The 15,778-nt window shown below is 66.8% G+C and carries 7 protein-coding genes and 1 pseudogene; 3 read left to right on the top strand and 5 right to left on the bottom strand.

From position 1 onward, the window contains the following. Positions 1-15: 15 nt before the first annotated feature. Complete coding sequence (locus AB0H61_RS01520) at positions 16-891, bottom strand: metal-dependent hydrolase (protein WP_357297836.1); 876 nt, start codon at positions 889-891, stop codon at positions 16-18. Between the two features lie 350 nt (positions 892-1,241). On the opposite strand from AB0H61_RS01520, the gene AB0H61_RS01515 reads away from it, so the two are divergent. After that, positions 1,242-2,168 carry a trypsin-like peptidase domain-containing protein gene (locus AB0H61_RS01515; protein ID WP_357299788.1) on the top strand — a complete coding sequence of 309 codons (927 nt, stop codon included), beginning with the start codon at positions 1,242-1,244 and terminating at the stop codon, positions 2,166-2,168. A 20-nt stretch (positions 2,169-2,188) separates the two neighbouring features. On the opposite strand, the pseudogene AB0H61_RS01510 reads toward AB0H61_RS01515, so the two are convergent. Further along, positions 2,189-2,643, bottom strand: a pseudogene (locus AB0H61_RS01510) (SRPBCC family protein). Positions 2,644-2,723: 80 nt separating this feature from the next. Between AB0H61_RS01510 and AB0H61_RS01505 the strand changes: the two are divergent. After that, entirely contained in the window at positions 2,724-2,858 is a 135-nt protein-coding gene (locus tag AB0H61_RS01505) for a hypothetical protein (RefSeq protein WP_357297834.1), read from the top strand. Positions 2,859-2,954: 96 nt separating this feature from the next. Further along, positions 2,955-4,061, top strand: coding sequence for a 4Fe-4S binding protein (locus AB0H61_RS01500; protein ID WP_357297833.1), 1,107 nt, complete (start codon positions 2,955-2,957; stop codon positions 4,059-4,061). Between the two features lie 113 nt (positions 4,062-4,174). Here the strand turns inward: AB0H61_RS01500 and AB0H61_RS01495 are convergent, their stop codons facing one another. The 3 genes from AB0H61_RS01495 to AB0H61_RS01485 are packed head-to-tail and all read right to left on the bottom strand — an operon-like array spanning position 4,175 to position 15,731. Further along, positions 4,175-4,321 (bottom strand): DUF1059 domain-containing protein, encoded by a 147-nt coding sequence (locus AB0H61_RS01495; RefSeq protein WP_357297831.1) that lies wholly within the window; start codon positions 4,319-4,321, stop codon positions 4,175-4,177. Continuing rightward, on the bottom strand, positions 4,321-13,638 hold the full coding sequence (locus tag AB0H61_RS01490; protein WP_357297830.1) for a hypothetical protein: 9,318 nt from the start codon (positions 13,636-13,638) through the stop codon (positions 4,321-4,323). The genes AB0H61_RS01495 and AB0H61_RS01490 overlap by 1 nt, the downstream gene beginning before the upstream one ends. Next, positions 13,635-15,731 carry a trypsin-like peptidase domain-containing protein gene (locus tag AB0H61_RS01485; RefSeq protein WP_357297828.1) on the bottom strand — a complete coding sequence of 699 codons (2,097 nt, stop codon included), beginning with the start codon at positions 15,729-15,731 and terminating at the stop codon, positions 13,635-13,637. Before AB0H61_RS01485 ends, AB0H61_RS01490 begins: the two co-directional genes overlap by 4 nt. Between the last annotated feature and the right edge of the window lie 47 nt (positions 15,732-15,778).

Below are 15,778 nucleotides of genomic sequence, written 5' to 3'. Positions count from 1 at the left end.
TCGGATGTGTCCGGACTATGCGAGGTGATCGACCAAGGCGCCCTCGGCGCCGAAGAGCTCCTGCTGCCAGCGCTCCAGCAGCTCCCGGGTGTCGATATCGTCCGGGTGGAAGCCGGGGCGCAGGTACAGCGCGAGTTCGCGGCCGATGCCATCGAAGATCGGCCCGGTGAACAGCCTGTAAGCCTCCCGCGCCACGGTGAGCGGCCGTCGGCGCGCATACGGGTCGCAGCCGATCGAGATGCTCAGGGAGACGGCGGTGAGGGGCACGGTCAGCGCGAGCAGGGTGGCCATGGTCATGATGCGCATGGTCTCGGTGCCGCCCACCGCGCGGTAGACGTCGAAGGCTACCGATTTGTGTTCGACCTCTTCGAAAGCATGCCAGTTCAAGAGGTTTCGCACCTCGTCGTCACCGGCCAGTGCCTGGATCTCCGGTTTCGTCAGCACGCGGCTCGCCAGCACCGTCGTGTAGTGCTCGGCCGCGGCGGTGGCGGCGAGATGCACCGTGGCGGGCAGCCGCCGCTCGAGTCGCCTTTGGCGTTCGATCACACTCGGTGAGTCGAACCACTCGATCCGGTAGCCCATATCGACCAGCTTCTGATTGAGTCGCCGGTGTTCCTGGCCGTGCATCGCCTCCTGGCCGATGAATCCCGCGACCCGCTTCTTCAGCACCGGATCGGTGATCCGGTCGGCGAATGCTCGTACCGATCGGATGAAGGATTCCTCGCCGGGTGGGAAGCCGGCGGAGAGGCCGGCGATGAAGTGGCTGAACACCATGTCGCCGCCCGCGTAGTACTTCGACATCGGCTTCGGCTCGCCGAACCGGAAGCGGATCCGCCTGGCCTTCGGATAGGCGATCGGACGGTCCTGTGTCCGCGCACGCTGATCGGTCATTATGCACCTCATCGAGCTCGGTACCATCGGTATGTGGTACTACTGGTACGATACCGTCTGAGACGGTTGATTCAAGACCTGATGGGGAACCGGATGGCAACCATCTGGACTCGAATCCGTTGCTCAGGCCAGTGATTGCGATTACCGCGGTGACGCATCGAGTCCGGCGGGCGGGTCCGATCGCGTGCTGTGCGTGCTCGTCATGGCGATTGTCGAGTTGGTGTATGAGACGGATGGGCGCAGGTCGATGTGAGGGTGTAGTCAATTCGATTGCGCCTGTGGCGAACACGGTGCGGGGCGGCCCGGAGACGGGCATCCTGGAAGTGGTTGCTGTTGGTCGGGTGGGCAGGATGGTGGTCAACGTGGACGACGCGATGGACGCTTATTCGCGCACGGTGATCGCTGTGGCGGAATCGGTGACCCCGCATGTGGCCAGCGTGCGCACCCGCCGAGGAGGTGGATCGGCGGTCGTCTTCACCGACGACGGCTTCCTGCTCACCAACGCCCATGTGGTCGGTGCGGCGAGCAATGGCGAGGTGATCTTCGCCGACGGTGTGGAGTCCCACTTCGATGTGGTCGGCGTGGACCCGCTCTCCGACCTCGCCGTGCTCCGCGCCCGCGGCGGCGCACCGACCGCCGTGGAACTCGGCGATGCCGACAGGCTCGTCGTCGGCCAACTGGTTGTCGCGGTGGGTAGCCCGCTGGGGTTGGCGGGTTCGGTCACCGCGGGCGTGGTCAGCGCGCTGGGGCGGGCGGTCCCGGTCGCCTCCCGGCGCGCCGGCCGCGTGATCGAAGACGTGATCCAGACCGACGCCGCCCTCAATCCCGGCAATTCCGGTGGGGCGCTGTCAGATTCGGCGGGCCGCGTAATCGGCATCAATACCGCCGTGGCGGGCATCGGCCTCGGGCTCGCCATCCCGATCAACGCCACCACCCGCCGCATCATCGGCACACTGCACACCGAGGGCCGGGTTCGCCGCGCCTACCTGGGTCTGGTCGGCGTCCCGGCGCCGCTGCCCGCCACCGTCGCCACCCGCACTGGCCAGCACGCGGGCGTCCGCATCGTCGAGGTCGTGCGTGGCGGCCCCGCCGACCACGCGGGCCTGCGCCGCGGAGACCTCGTCCTCAGCGTCGCTCGATCGGAAGTTCGTGACGCCCAGGGGATCCAGCGCCAACTCTTCGCCGAAGCCATCGGACAGTCGATGCCGGTCACGGTCCTGCGCAATGGCGCCATGGTCGACGTCTTCGCGGTGCCGGTCGAACTCACGGTGGACTGAGCGTGGTACCCGGGTCCGGTCTAACTCTGGGCGAGTTCGGCCAGTCGGTCGAGCGAGGCGCGCAGCTTGTCTGGAGTCGTCGCACGGGCGCGAGGAAGGCGTTGCTCGTCGGTAGCCGGGACCAGTCGTAGGTGTGGGTGACCCTGGTGTGTGCCGCATCGATGGGTTCGAGTTCCCATCGCCACAGGTGACCCGGGGGCCGCTGGCCCGGCTCCGAGGGCAGCCAGGCGATGTGCCTGCCCTCGTCGATTTCCACCACGTGATTTTCCCGGACGACGCCATGGCTCAGCGTCATGGTGAATACCTCGCCCACGGCGCGGACTCGTTGCCCTGCCGGTGATTCCGCGAGATTGTCGTTGCCGTCCCAGCGCGGTTGCTGCGCCGGATCGGCGATGAGCTCGAAGATTCGCCCTGCCTCCGCGGCGATATCGCGGTGGGCGCGCACGACCCGCGGAATTTCGGTGTTGTCCGTCATGATCCGATCGAAGCATCTCTGCCGCGTCTTCCGGCCATCGGGGATGGTCTCCGGGCGTTCATGGCCTCGACCACTCCGATGTGCAACGGGTCCTACGCAAACGCGTCCACGGCACCACCGGGCTGCGCACCGCGGTGCGCCTTCTCGACCAGCCGATGTCGGCCATCGATCACGCTGCCGCGAGATTCACCGCCGGGCGGGTCCGCGTCCACTGAACATCGGGCGATCTGCCGGTTCCGCGATGAGTTTCGGCGGCCGAAGCGGTCTACCTTCATGAGGCCGTGCTGGTCTCGCGGAGACCAGGAGGATCGATGTCGGCGAACGATAAGGAATCAGCGGGGCAGCGCCGTCTCGCGGACCATCCGACCGTCAAGCGGATGGCCGAACGTCAACGGAGGCAACCCGACCCGGTATTGACCACCTCGCGGCTGCGGGAGCTCTGTCTTGCCGCGGGCGCGGACGATGTGGGCTTCGTCCCGGTCGAGGACCCCAGGGTGGCCGTGGAACTCGAGCATGCGCGCGGAATTCTGCCCACCGCCCGCACCTACGTGTCCTTCTGCGTGCGGATGAACCGCGATAATCTGCGCAGCCCCATGCGCAGCCTCGCCAATACCGAGTTCAACCACGCCGACGATGCAACCAACGAGGTCTCACGCCGAATCACCACGGCGCTCCAGGACGCGGGCTACCGCGCCGTATACCCTGCGCCCGGCTACCCGATGGAGGTCGATCAATTTCCCGGGCGCGTCTGGGTGATCGCGCACAAGGTGGTGGCGGAAGCGGCGGGCCTGGGCATTATGGGTATTCACCGCAACGTCATTCACCCGAAGTTCGGCAACTTCATCCTGCTCGGCACGGTGGTCACCGACGCGGTCGTGGACGAACCGAGCGCGGCACTGGATTTCAACCCGTGCCTGGAGTGCAAACTCTGCGTGTCCGCCTGCCCCGTCGGTGCGATCACCACCGACGGCGACTTCGACTTCCAAGCCTGCTACACGCACAACTATCGAGAGTTCATGGGCGGCTTCACCGATTGGGCGGAAACGATCGCCGATAGCGACAGTCGCGCCGACTACCGCGAACGAGTGACTACCGGCGAATCCTTCTCGATGTGGCAGAGCCTGTCCTTCAAGCCCAACTACAAGGCCGGCTACTGTATGGCGGTATGTCCCGCGGGCGAGGATGTGATCGGCGCCTACCTCGACGATCGCAAGACTCACCTCGACGAGATCGTCCGCCCGCTCCAGAACAAACCCGAACCCGTCTACGTCCTACCCGGATCCGCCGCCGAGGAACATGTCACCCGCCGATTCCCCGGTAAGACTCCGAAACCGGTGACGAACGGCTTCCCCGACGAAGTCAACACCCTGCTGGACCAGATCGGCCCCCGACCTCGCCCGCGCAACAACTCGGACTGACGATGCGCCACCGCGTCGGCGGGACATGGGTCATGGACGGGGTGGCCGATCGCGCCCTTCATCGGAACCGACGCGATCTGCACCCGTCGTGATTCCGGCGCACGATCGCCGGTTCAGTACGCGATGAACAGGATCTCGTCGCGCGAGTACTCGTGCCCCGGATGGTTCGCGGCCAGGTGAGCCCGGGTCTTCTCCACCAGATCGTCCTCATCGGTCCCGCGGATCGTCTCCCCGCAGGGGCAGTTCAGGTTTCGCTTCATCAGCCGTCCTTCCTAGTCGGTCGATAGTTTAGGCGGGCGGTGATCAGTTCCTGAAGTAGTTGCGTCTCATCGGGTCTCGGCGGCGCGACCGTCGGTAGCAATGTGATCGGTAAGGCGTCGCCGACCAGGTGATCGGTCCGGGTGTGGAGGTTCTCGCGCTGGCTGTCCAGTAGCCGGTCCTGTGCGGTCGGATGGCCCAGCGGTGCGATCAGCGTCCGGCCCCATATCGCCAGCGGCGCGATGACTCCGGCGTCGCGCAGTAGGTCTGTCGCGCTGTCGAGTTCACCGATGGCAGTCAGCAAGGACCGGGAGAGGGGCTCCAGGTCGGTTTCGGTGCTTCGCAGCGAGGGTTTGACGAGCATCGCCTGACAGAACGACCGCAATTGCCGGACCTGCCGCTGAGTCAGTTCGGGAGCCAGAGACAAACTGCGCAACCGGGCCCACGTGCCGTTCAGCCCATGGCGTTCCGGGCGGGTGATCCATGCGGTGGCGAACTGTTCGGTGTGCATGCTGGCAAGGGCTCGCCGCCCGAGTTGATGAAGTGCCGCTACGGCCGCGGCGGCCATCCGCTGATCCCGACGGCCGAGGAAATCCACCGTGACGACCGCCGACAGCAGCACGGCGGCGTCGAATTCCCGATCTGGCAGCAGATTGAAGGCTGCCGCCCCGTCGGTTGCCAGCCAGTGCTCGGCCAGCCGGGAAAGGTGGTGGTAATCCGGATCGGCGGCATGTTCGACGATGGTCCCGGCCGCCCGGATGATTGCTTCGGCAGCGTCATCGGGTACCCGATCGTCGACGACACCTTCGCGATACCAGCGCCGGTAGGTATCGAAGCCCTCCGCCGTGCCGGTTGCGCCGGGCCGGTCCTCGAGAATCGCCGAGTGGGAGTCGATGAGCCATCTCGGCAGATCCAGCCGTACCAATCTGGTGTTGACATCGAGCACGGTGACCGACGGCTGGCCGTGCGCCGATACTTCGTCGACCTCGGCGAGTCTGCTGGTGCCCTCGGTCAGGTCCGGTTCGCGCGATTCGTAGGCCAAGAGCACCGGCGGCATCTCCAGGCGCGCCACGTACCGCCATCGACCGGTCCGGGTCGCGGTGGGTTCCCCGGTCCCGACCGACACCCGCAGCGGTGCGCTCGGACGCAAGAGCTGTACCTGTTTGACAACCGCGGGGTGAGTCGTGATCGAGACCGCCCCGTTCTGCCGGGCCCGGGTGGCCAGTCGACCGAGTGAGCGCAGATTCCGCAGCAGCGTATTCGCGGGTAGTCCCGGAATCCACGACGCGTGCTGGGCGGGCAGCCAATAGAGGCGTTCGGTATGCACATCGCGACAGATCACACCCGCCGCCTGCCCCGCGGCGTCGGCGACCGCGTATTCGGCGACGACCAACGGATCGGAGGTATTCGCGGGGGCGATGCCCGGATGTGGCTTGCCGTCATTGTCGACGTTCCACCACAGCACGGGTGGTATCCGGTTGGCGGGATCGGTGAGCGTCTTCGCCACCTGCTCCCGAAGCGAGGCGGGTACACCCGCCACGACGTCACCGATGTGCGCGGTGAACGCGGCGCCTCCGGAATACAGCATCAGCATGCCGGAGCCGAGTGTCGCGACGATTTCGCTGCGCACCAGTCGGTTCGCGGGCCAGCGTCCGGTTCGCTGCTGTCGCCGCGACACCGTGACCACGGGACGCTCGAGACCGACCAGATCGACGGTTACGGCGAGCGGACCCCGGAGTCCGTCGAGCAGCGACCGTCTGGTCGCGGGATCTTCAAGGCATCGGCGAAGCCATTCGTAGCCGGGCCAGGCGGCCTCCGATCGACTCGCCAACCGCACCTCCACCTCCGGTAAGCCGGACAGCCGGAGCTGTCCCTGATCGTCGATGACGAGCAGGGCGACATCGCCCGGCCGCAGCGTGTCGTATCCCGCGGGCGCGATGTCGTTGCGCTGATCCACCCATACGGCGTCCACTGCGGCATAGGCCGGTAGATCGTTCAGCGCCATCGGATAGACGATCCGATTCCTGACACCCAGGTACAGTGCGCCCTTTCTGCTGTCCGACCCGGAAACGGGAAGGAGGAGACGCGCTTTCGGATCGTCCTTCGGCAGCGCGTTGCGCACCGTCGTGCGCCAGGAAACCAGCATCAGATGGTTCGGGCCGACCTCCCAGTCCTGACCCGAGCTGCGATGGGACAGTCGCAATTCCACGCGGTCGCCGGGACCGAACAGCGACCAGTCCAGCATCGCCAGCGACGACTGTTCACCGGTGGTCACGAGCGCACCGCGCACCTCGATCACCCGCCCGGGACCCATTTCGAGCCACAGCCCGGTGTTGTCCGCGTTCGGGCCCGCCACCGTGAATGTTCCGCGTTCGCCGGACCACAGCGTCCGGTCCTCCACCAGCGCACTGGCCGGAAGTCCGTACTCGAGTAGCCGTCTGGGCGGGTACCGCAGGGTCCAGCCGACGGTGGAATCGAAGAACACCCCTTCCTGCGTCGCACTCGCCGTGCCCAACGGATACGGACCGACAAGTTTGCCGCCGCTCACATGGCCGGTCTTGCGGTCGTGGTAGGTCCACTGGTTGTGGCGGCAGGCGGCGAGGATGTTGTGTGCCGTGGTGTCCGTGAACGACATTCTGGCCCAAGGGACTTCGACAACCTCCGGCTCTCCGGCCGCCCGGCGGCCGCCCGGCTGCCATCGCCGGATCTGAGCGGGCTCGGCGACCTCCCTACCGGCGACCTTGCCGAGCCGCACCTTCTCGCTGTTGGTCGCGTCCGCGAGGAAGTCGCGAACTCCGTCACGGAATACCACGCAGGCCTTGGGATGTGGCGTGCCGAGAAGTTTTGCGCCAGAGCCTGTCAACGGTGACAGGACGACATCGGGCAATCCCGCGACGGTGAACATTCGCCGCATACCGGCGTCGTCGGCGGGAGGCTTCCGCAGCACGGGCGTCTTGGGGAAGACGATCGCGGGACGACCTTTGCCCGAGATGTAGGATTCGTCGGCGGGCACCGCGGTCGTGATCCGGACCTGGCGGTCATTGTCGAGATCGAGGCGCACTACCGCGCCACGCCGTATCCCTTGCGCTCCGAGAGTGCCGCTGGCGCTGTACAACACGCCGGGGGCGATTTCGAGGCGGTTGTCGCCCATGATGGCGTAGCAGATGCCACCCCTGCTGGCGAGGTAGCTGACCAAGGTCTCGGGCGCCCGCGTCGGGGCGTTGAGCACCGAACCATTGCGCACGCCGGTGCGGGCGCGCAGCACCTTGACGAGCATGATGACATCCATCTGCTCGACATCGAGTCCATTCGCGATCAGCCGCGCCAAAGTGCTTTCCCGGTACGAGAATTCCCGTCGATTGACCCGGATCTCGACGTCATTCGTGCTCAATGTGTCGGGCAGGCCGAAGATAACGGTGAGTTCGTTATTGGTGAGGTCGATGCGCCGGGCCGTGAGGAAGATGTAGTCGTTGTCCCGGATCTGCTCATCGCCGAACCGAACCGCATGGAATGTGCGGGTCAGGCCGCCGGTATTGCTGGCCTGTCCGAAGTCCAGCCGGGCGAGCACCTGTTTATGGACCAGCCCCGTTTCCCCGGCCAGACGCAGGTTGTCGAGCACGCTGTCGCGGCTGTCGGGATCCAGCATGGCGGCGAACGGCACCCACTGGGCGCCTTGGAACGGCTCGAGCGGGTCACCGAGCGACCGGCTCGCCCGCGCCCGGAGCACTCTGACCGATCCCGTATCCATGCGGATTTCCAGATCGATCAGATGCAGATATCCGCGGCCACTCTCGTCGACCACCCGGCGCACATACCGGTGGATGATGTCGCGCCGGTCGATCACGATCGTCGGACCACCGCCGTCCTCGGCGGGTGCGAAGGTCACCGCGACGACGCGGTCGCCGTGGAACAGTGCGGGCAGTGCGGGACGGTCCGTCGTCGATGGCGGGGGCGGCGAGTTGTCGATGCCGGAGATACGCAGGCGTTCGGGCGGCACCGCCACCCGCCAGCCGTATCCCCATTCGAAGAGGTGCGCGTCCAGTGCGTCGGTCGGTGGTCCCACATAGTGCAGCGACTCGGTCAGCCGGGTCCGCACCCCGAGGGCGACCTGGCGGTATCGGCGCGCGAATTTCGCGACCGAGAACGGTGCGGCGTCGGCATAGGATCCGGCGTACCCGAGTTCGGTCGGCACCAACCGGGCGCGAACATTGTTCTTCCGGTATCGGACGCCCGCGACGGCGGGTTGCTGACCGGGCGCGAGCGGAAGTCGCGCAGTGGGCACTCCGTCGGGTCCCGGCGGGTGCAGTCCGCCGATGATCTCGATACTTGTCTCGTCGTGGTCCAACGCGCCGACGACATGTTCCTCACCGGAGGCCAGGAACTGTCGCCACTGCTCGGAGTGGTCGGTCTGCTGCTTGGCGGGGTGGCGGGAAACGTCTCGACGCAGTTCGAAGGTGCGACGCGCCTGGTAGTACCGATCCCCGCCGGGCCTTGTGCGGCTCGTCAGACGGAGTTGGATTCCAGCGAGCGAAAGCCCCGGCGTCACCCGTGGTTCGGTCGTGCTGCCCAAGATGGTGAATCCAGTCTTGCGGTTGCGCACCGTGATTGTCCGGATCGAGTATTTCGACTTCGGGTCGACCAGTTGTATGTCGGCCCTGTGCAAGTCGAGTTCGCGCACCCCGGCCTCGCCGGCCGCATGTGCCGGGGACCGCAGCAGTACCGGCGAATGGGGGAGTTGCCGGTAGTCGTACTCCTGGTCCGAGCCGACGTACATGGCGTGCGCATCGGTCTCCGGATCGGCGTCACGCACTTCGAACAGTGCGCGGACGGTCACCCGCCGATCAACCAGGCGCAGCACCCAATCCTCGCCGATGCGCGTGCCGGTGAAGATATGCCCGACGCCCTTCGGATCGTCGACGCCGAAATACTCCGGCTCCAGTTCGACGTAGTGGACGGTGGCCCCGAATCGGCACCAGGTGCCGTAGCGATAGCGTCGGCCGTCCTCCAGGCGCCGGACGATCACTCCGTCGACGGTGTTCACGGCCGAGATCACGGCCTGCGCGGTGGCCGCATCCGCTCCCGCCGTGTGGACGCGCAGCGCGAGATGCGCATCGGAAATCGGGGGACCTTGCGGGTAGACGCGGCCGGTGTCGCGCTGGGGATCGCTGACCACCTCCGCAGGTCGGCCGCGCACCAGTCCGGAGGCCTGCATCTTCTGCGTATTGAGCAGGGTGACGGATTCCGATTCCAGTCCGACGACCCGGCCGGTCGAGGTGGTAGCCCACATCTTGCGCAGGTGGTTGGCCACGATTTTGTCCAACACGACCACGTCGCCACGGTGGATGTTGTACATCTCGTCGAATCTGGCCCGGGTCGGCTGCTCCGGATCGGGCACACTGCGGTCCGTGAGCGCATTGACCCGGACTTCGGCGAGTCTGGCCAGGCAATCCGACCACGGCAGTGCCACCACGTGGACGCGGCTGGCCTGGTCCTCGGCCCCCAGCGCGCGGAGGGCGGTGGGAAACCCCTGCGGCGGATCGATCTCGATGATGTGGCGACCCGATTCGTCGCGAATCGCGACGAGTTCGTCCTCGTAGTCGTCGAAGTACCGTGCCCACAGGATATTTCGGTTGTCGTGTGCCGCGATCGCGTCGCCGTCCAGCCGCACCGCCAGCCGCGGATACTCCGCACCGACCAGCGTGGCGTCGACAACCGCACCGTGGCGGTCCGGCCCGAGGAGATCCAGCAGCGGGTCCGGGTCGGCCCAGACCTCCGGCGGAAGGTAGTACAAGAGTCCGGGTGAACTGACGAAAAACCATGGGGTATCGGTTTGCTCGTCGAGACAGGTATAGGTGAGGGTCACCGAATCCGAGTTCGACAGGTCCGAGACGATGAGCTCGCTGAGTCGCCGGATCACCGGAACCCAGTGCCGCAGAGCGGCATCCCAGCGCACCGGACAGCGCCGCTCGATTGTCTCGGTCGGTTCGATGAAGGTCCGGGCGAGATCGGGATCCCAATGCCGCCGGACCATCTCGGCTCGTCGGGAATCCTCGGCCGGATAGGAATTCCGGTCGACGCCGTCGACCCGCACCTCGAGCCAGGGCGCCGTCGTGCGGACGGTCGCGTAGCGGATTTCGTCGGAGGTGGGTGTCGCTCTGCCCAGTGCGCGCAGGCCGACGACCGAGATCGGATCGCCGTGGAGCTGTACGCCGATGACCTCGCCGTCGATCACGTCGCCGGTGGCCGGAATCCCGGACCAGGTCAGGAGCGCACCGGTCCCGCCGTTGATCCGGATGCTGCGCTGGGCAGCCTGATTCGGCCGATGATCGGACTCCACCGCGGCGACGACGCCGAGGACGGTGACCGTGCGCGTACCGGTATGAGCGGGCAGGTTCTTGCGTTCCTTGACATTCTGGAAAAGGTTGCGGACGTGCTCGGGGCGTTCACCGTCGCTGACCGTCGTCGTCTGTACGTCGAGAAGAAAGCGGATCTCCCGGCCGCGATACTGGTCGAATGTTGTTGCCGCCATGCGTAGTTCGGTGGACATATCGCGGCCGTCACGGGCCAGCTTTCTGCGTTCCCCCAGCGTGATAGGGGCCGCCCGCAGCATGGTCGCCGCCTGATTGTCCTCCCACGCCTGCCGCACACGTTCCGCGATCGGCACGAGATCCGGTTCCGGGGTCGATGTCCGCGCGGACGTTCCGGTGAGGAATCGGCACAGCACGAGTTCCATCTGCTGTTGGTGGCGCTGTTGCCGGTCCAGGTCGGACGCGCTGCGCATTCCGGGCCGCACCGTCGCGAAGCGTCGCCGCCGATAGATGGTTTCCACCGCGCGCAGCCGCAGCCGGTCGGCCCCGACCTCATGGAGGGGCAGCCGAGCCGCCAGCCGATCGAGCAGCAGCTCGACATGGCGCAGATTGCCGTCGCCGAACTCCAGGATCGCGTCGATGGTCGCGGCGTGGATGGCCTCGAGCCGCCGCAGGTGCGCGGGTTCGGTCAGGTTCAGGTCGTTTTGGGGTTCGATCAGCGCGATCATCAACGTCCGGACGCTGAGCGGGAGTTTCGTGCTGTGGTCCACCGCGTGTAGGCGGTCCAGCCATTCTTCGATCCACTCGTCGTAGACGGGATCACCGAACGGCGTGGCCGGTGCGTGCAACAGGGCGGTCATCCGGAGCACACGCATGGTCATCGGCGCCGCCTGCACCCGCGACCAATTGTCCAGGTCCTCGGCGTGCTCGCGCCAGATCTCCACCGGGTGTGGGGGCGAGAGCAGGAGGCGGTCGGGTCGGGCGGCATTGCTGCTCACCGCGTTTCGATCGCCACCCTCTTGTTTCACGAGGTTGTTGTACGCGTGACGCAAGCCGTCGCGTTGTTTGTACCAGTCGATATCCAGCCGTTCTCCCCACCGGTCCCGGACCGGCTCGGGCCAACTCTGCGGATAGATCTCGCGCAGCGCTTGTGCGGGCGTGAGCAGATCCGGCAGCCACAGGCCGGGCGGCTTGCGGCCCGATTGCCGCAGCCTTTTCCTTTCTTGATCGACGACCGCGAGCCGGTCGAGGGCCGCGAACAGTAGTCGCAAGGCGCGCGGCGGATCGCCGACGAACCATCGACCCGGCCCGACCGTATCGTCGCTGCTGGTGGATTCGACCCAGGCTCGCGTGATCCATATGGTGCAGATGGCACCGAGGGATTGCCGGGCCAAGCGTGCCCGCTGCTCGTATCGCGCGAGGTCGTGCGCGGAGTCGTCGTTCAGCAGACGCAGCGCGAAATCCGCCAGTACGGCCGGGCGCACCCGCTCGTCGCGGCCGACCCCGGCATCGTGGACCACCAGGTGGACATGCCACAACAGCGCTACCAGCGCGGGCCCCAGCGGATGCTCGCCGATATATTCGCCGTGTTCCACCTGCTCCAGCAGGGCCGCCTCATCGCGGATCACATCGCAGGCATGGAAGAGCAAGGACGTGATGTGGTCGTATTCCTCGTCGTCTTCGGCGATATCCTGCAACAGCAGTACCGCGAGCGGCGCCGCGGTCAGCAGCCGGAACAGTTGTTCGGTCGGACCCTCGCGGAAGGCCGGGCCGGTGCGGCGGCCGTGGTCCCAGCCGTCGTGCCATCTGCTGAGCCACGGACTGAAGATCGACGAACCATCCTCCGCTGTCGTCTCCACGATCGGGTTGTCGTCGATCAGCGCCCTGGAATTCGGTCGCACGCTCAGGATCGCGTCGACGTGGGCCCGCGCCGACCCGGCGTCGGCACCGGCGTGCAGGGTCGCGCGGATCTTCCACGGGGGACGGGTAGGTATCTGCCACCACCGGGCCAGTCGTGCGATCGTCTCCGGCCGGTCGACCTCCGCGGCCAACCCCCACACCGTCGCGTGCCAGATCAGTGCCGACAGGGCTTTCGGCGATCCCTCGGCGCGCCCGGTCAGCATCGAGTACATCTCGGCGGCGCTGTCATTGTCCACGGCGGTACGCGACATCCACCACGAAAGGGTGGCGCCCGTGACGGCTTCCGTTTCGAGAGTCTGCACCGTCGGCGGTTCGTCGCCGTCCGGATGCCCGTGCCAGCACCGCGCCAGGGCGTCGAGCAGATCCGGCTGTAGATGCGCCGCGCCGCGCCCCGCTCGCCAGATCGAGCGCCACACCGAATCGCGTGTTTGAGGGTCGGCGCGGCCTGCACCCTCGGCCGCCGCCAATAGCGCCAATCTGCCGAAATCGCCGCGCAGCGCGGCCGCGGCGAGCGGCACCGCACTGTCGCCCAGCCAATCCTCGTCGCCGGTCCCGGATGACCGGCGGGTGAGCTCGCACAGGGCGATCACGGCCACCGTGGGCATGATGTGATCGCTCAGGTCGTGATACGGCATGCGCCACACGCGCCCCCGTGACACCTCGTGCTCGGCCGCCAGGTGGGCCGCGACCTCCTGGATCAGGACGTTCCTGGCCTCGGGATCGCCGCGCGCGACGCGCGAGACGGCCGTGCCGAGCACTCCGGCGAGTCGGTGGTCGGTGAGCGAAAGCACCGAGGTCACAATCGCTTCCGTGAGTCCTACCAGCTCGGCGTCCACATCGTCGGACTCACTGTCGGCGAGGATGTCGTCCGTGCCGTGCTCGGTCCGGACCTGCGTGGCGGCCAAAAGCGGTCGCAGAGCGTAGGCCTGAATCCACGGCGACGCCGAACGCAATGCCGTTGCGGCCGTGCGCCGTTGCGTTGCGGTGGCCGACGGACTGCGGAGCACCGCCATGGTGTCCAGGAACGCGTGCGCGTCGGCGGGCGACAGACGCATGGTGGTGGTGAAGAACCAGTCCGCGAGCAGACTCATGATGTTGCCTCCCACGGGGGTAGAGGTGGGCGCATGGTTGCGCGCAATTGCAGGATCCGGTCGACGCGGTCGATATCGGGCTCGGCGTGGTCATCGATGAACCCGACCGCGCGGCGCGCGTTCGGCCCCGAATTCGTCAACCAGTCGACGGTCGCGGCCGTCACCGGGACGCGGCCCATGATCGCCCACCACGCGTCCGAACCCATCCCATCCGGTACGGGCACCAATAGACCCGCGCGGGTCGCCGCGGATCCGACCGCGGCTGTCTCGGAGGCGAGGAATGCCGCCAGCTCGGAGGCGGGCGAACTCCCCAGGTGGTGTGCCAGTTTGCCGACGGGGGTACGCCGCTGCCGTGCGTATTCGATCCATGGAGCCGTGAGGGAGGCAGCCGTTCCGGCTCGGAGCATGCCGAGTATCAAGGCGTCGATCATCGGGGTCTCGCGCAGGACCGGAGGGATGTCACGGGGTTCCCCGAGGACCGACACCGCCGACAGCCAGATGTCGACATGCCGGTCGACCGGCATAGCCGCGCGCAGCGAGGCCCAGTGGTGTGGTGGCGTGCGCCGCGCCGCATGCCTGCTGATAAGGGCAGCGAAGAGCCGGGGCTGATAATCCCGCACCAACCGCAGCGCTACGGATTCTTGGGGTGCATCGCGCCATCCGGACCCGGCATTGAGTTCGGAGATGATCGCATCCGCGATGTCGTCCGGGTCCGCGTCGCGCGGCAGCGGGGCGGGGTCCGCCGTGCCGGGACCGGGTGTGGGCAATCCTTGGCTACGCAGTGCGGACCGTACCCCGGCCATGAGCCGCGCTACAGCCGGTCCCGCAGCCACCGGATCGGCTGTGCCGGAACCGATATCGGGATCCACGTCGTCGAACCACGGTAACGCGAAGACCTCGGTGGGTTCGGCTCCCTGCCCCGAGCGTGTCTCCCTGGCCACCGCGCAACCCGCCGCCACCGCGTCGACGAGTAAGGGGGCGCTGACCATGAAGACAACGGCCGCGTTCGGCGCCACTGAACGAATTCGGTTGCGACACTCGCGCGCTCGCTGATCTGTCTCGCCGCGTGGCCATGTTACGACCAACCCCAAACCTGCCCCACCGGTGCCAGCGGATCGGGAATCGCGCAGCCGCAACAGTTCCGCCTCCCGTTCGGGCAGCGCGATCGAGGGATCCATACTGTGCCAACGTCGTTCGCGCACATCTGCGCCACCGTCGGCGACAGGGCCCTGCTCCACGCCCGAGAATGCGGTGGCGAGATCGGTCCCGGGGGGTGCCGCGACGACGGCTGTACTCGGTCCACGGCCGAGGACGATCCACGCACCGAGGTCAGCGGAATATGCGTCATCGAATGGGCACGGTGCGCTGTCGAATCGCCATTCGGGCGAAATTCGGTTGGCCCGCAGTACTTTTGGTATGTATTGCTCGGGAGATCCGGAGTCGGGTGTACCGCCGGGGTCGGGGAGCGTCCACACCTCGAGTAGCACGTCGGTTCCTGAACCGACGTGATAGGCGAAGTCGTCGTCCTCCAGCAGCTGCTTGACCCGGACAGCACCCAGCGCCGAGTTGGTGAATTTATCTTTGTCACCGCGGACGACACCGATCAGCCCGTTTCCATCTCGGGTCAAGACGGCCCCTCCGGACAGGCCGCTCCATGCGGACAGCCGTTTGCCGCTGGACTCGGATATGCGGTCTCGGGGCGAGTTGTTGTCCAGGTCGAGCCGATAAGTCCTGGTTTCCCGGCCGTTTGTTGGCGACACCAACCACGATTCTTCGTGCAGGTGGCGGGTGGTGCCTTCCTTACCCACCCATCCATATCCGAGGGTGAGAACCGGTGCGCGTCCGGTGCCACGTATTTCGGCCCATCGGAATGGTTCCTCCGACCCCCATGGGGCACCTTTGACTCGCACGAGAGCGGCGTCCGCACCGAGATGATCGCCTCGCCAGAGCACCGACCCCCGGTACTCGCCGCCGATCGCAGGCAGCACGGTACAGGTGGTGCTGTGCCCTCCGACGACATGCCCGGAGGTCAGGACCATGTTGGCGGCGACGGCATATCCCGAACCCCAGAGTTCGCCGTGGATCAGTGCCACTCTGCGAGTGTGGGGTTCCAACCTCTCCACATCCGCGGCGGTCGAGC

This window comes from Nocardia sp. NPDC050710 (assembly GCF_040654375.1).
Lineage (GTDB): Bacteria > Actinomycetota > Actinomycetes > Mycobacteriales > Mycobacteriaceae > Nocardia.
This window is presented reverse-complemented; position numbering and strand designations above follow the sequence as displayed.

Coding starts and splice junctions, on each gene's coding strand:
- AB0H61_RS01490 (WP_357297830.1), bottom strand. CDS start 13,638: ATGAGTCTGCTCGCGGACTGGTTCTTCACCACCACCATGCGTCTGTCG.
- AB0H61_RS01520 (WP_357297836.1), bottom strand. CDS start 891: ATGACCGATCAGCGTGCGCGGACACAGGACCGTCCGATCGCCTATCCG.
- AB0H61_RS01500 (WP_357297833.1), top strand. CDS start 2,955: ATGTCGGCGAACGATAAGGAATCAGCGGGGCAGCGCCGTCTCGCGGAC.
- AB0H61_RS01515 (WP_357299788.1), top strand. CDS start 1,242: ATGGTGGTCAACGTGGACGACGCGATGGACGCTTATTCGCGCACGGTG.
- AB0H61_RS01495 (WP_357297831.1), bottom strand. CDS start 4,321: ATGAAGCGAAACCTGAACTGCCCCTGCGGGGAGACGATCCGCGGGACC.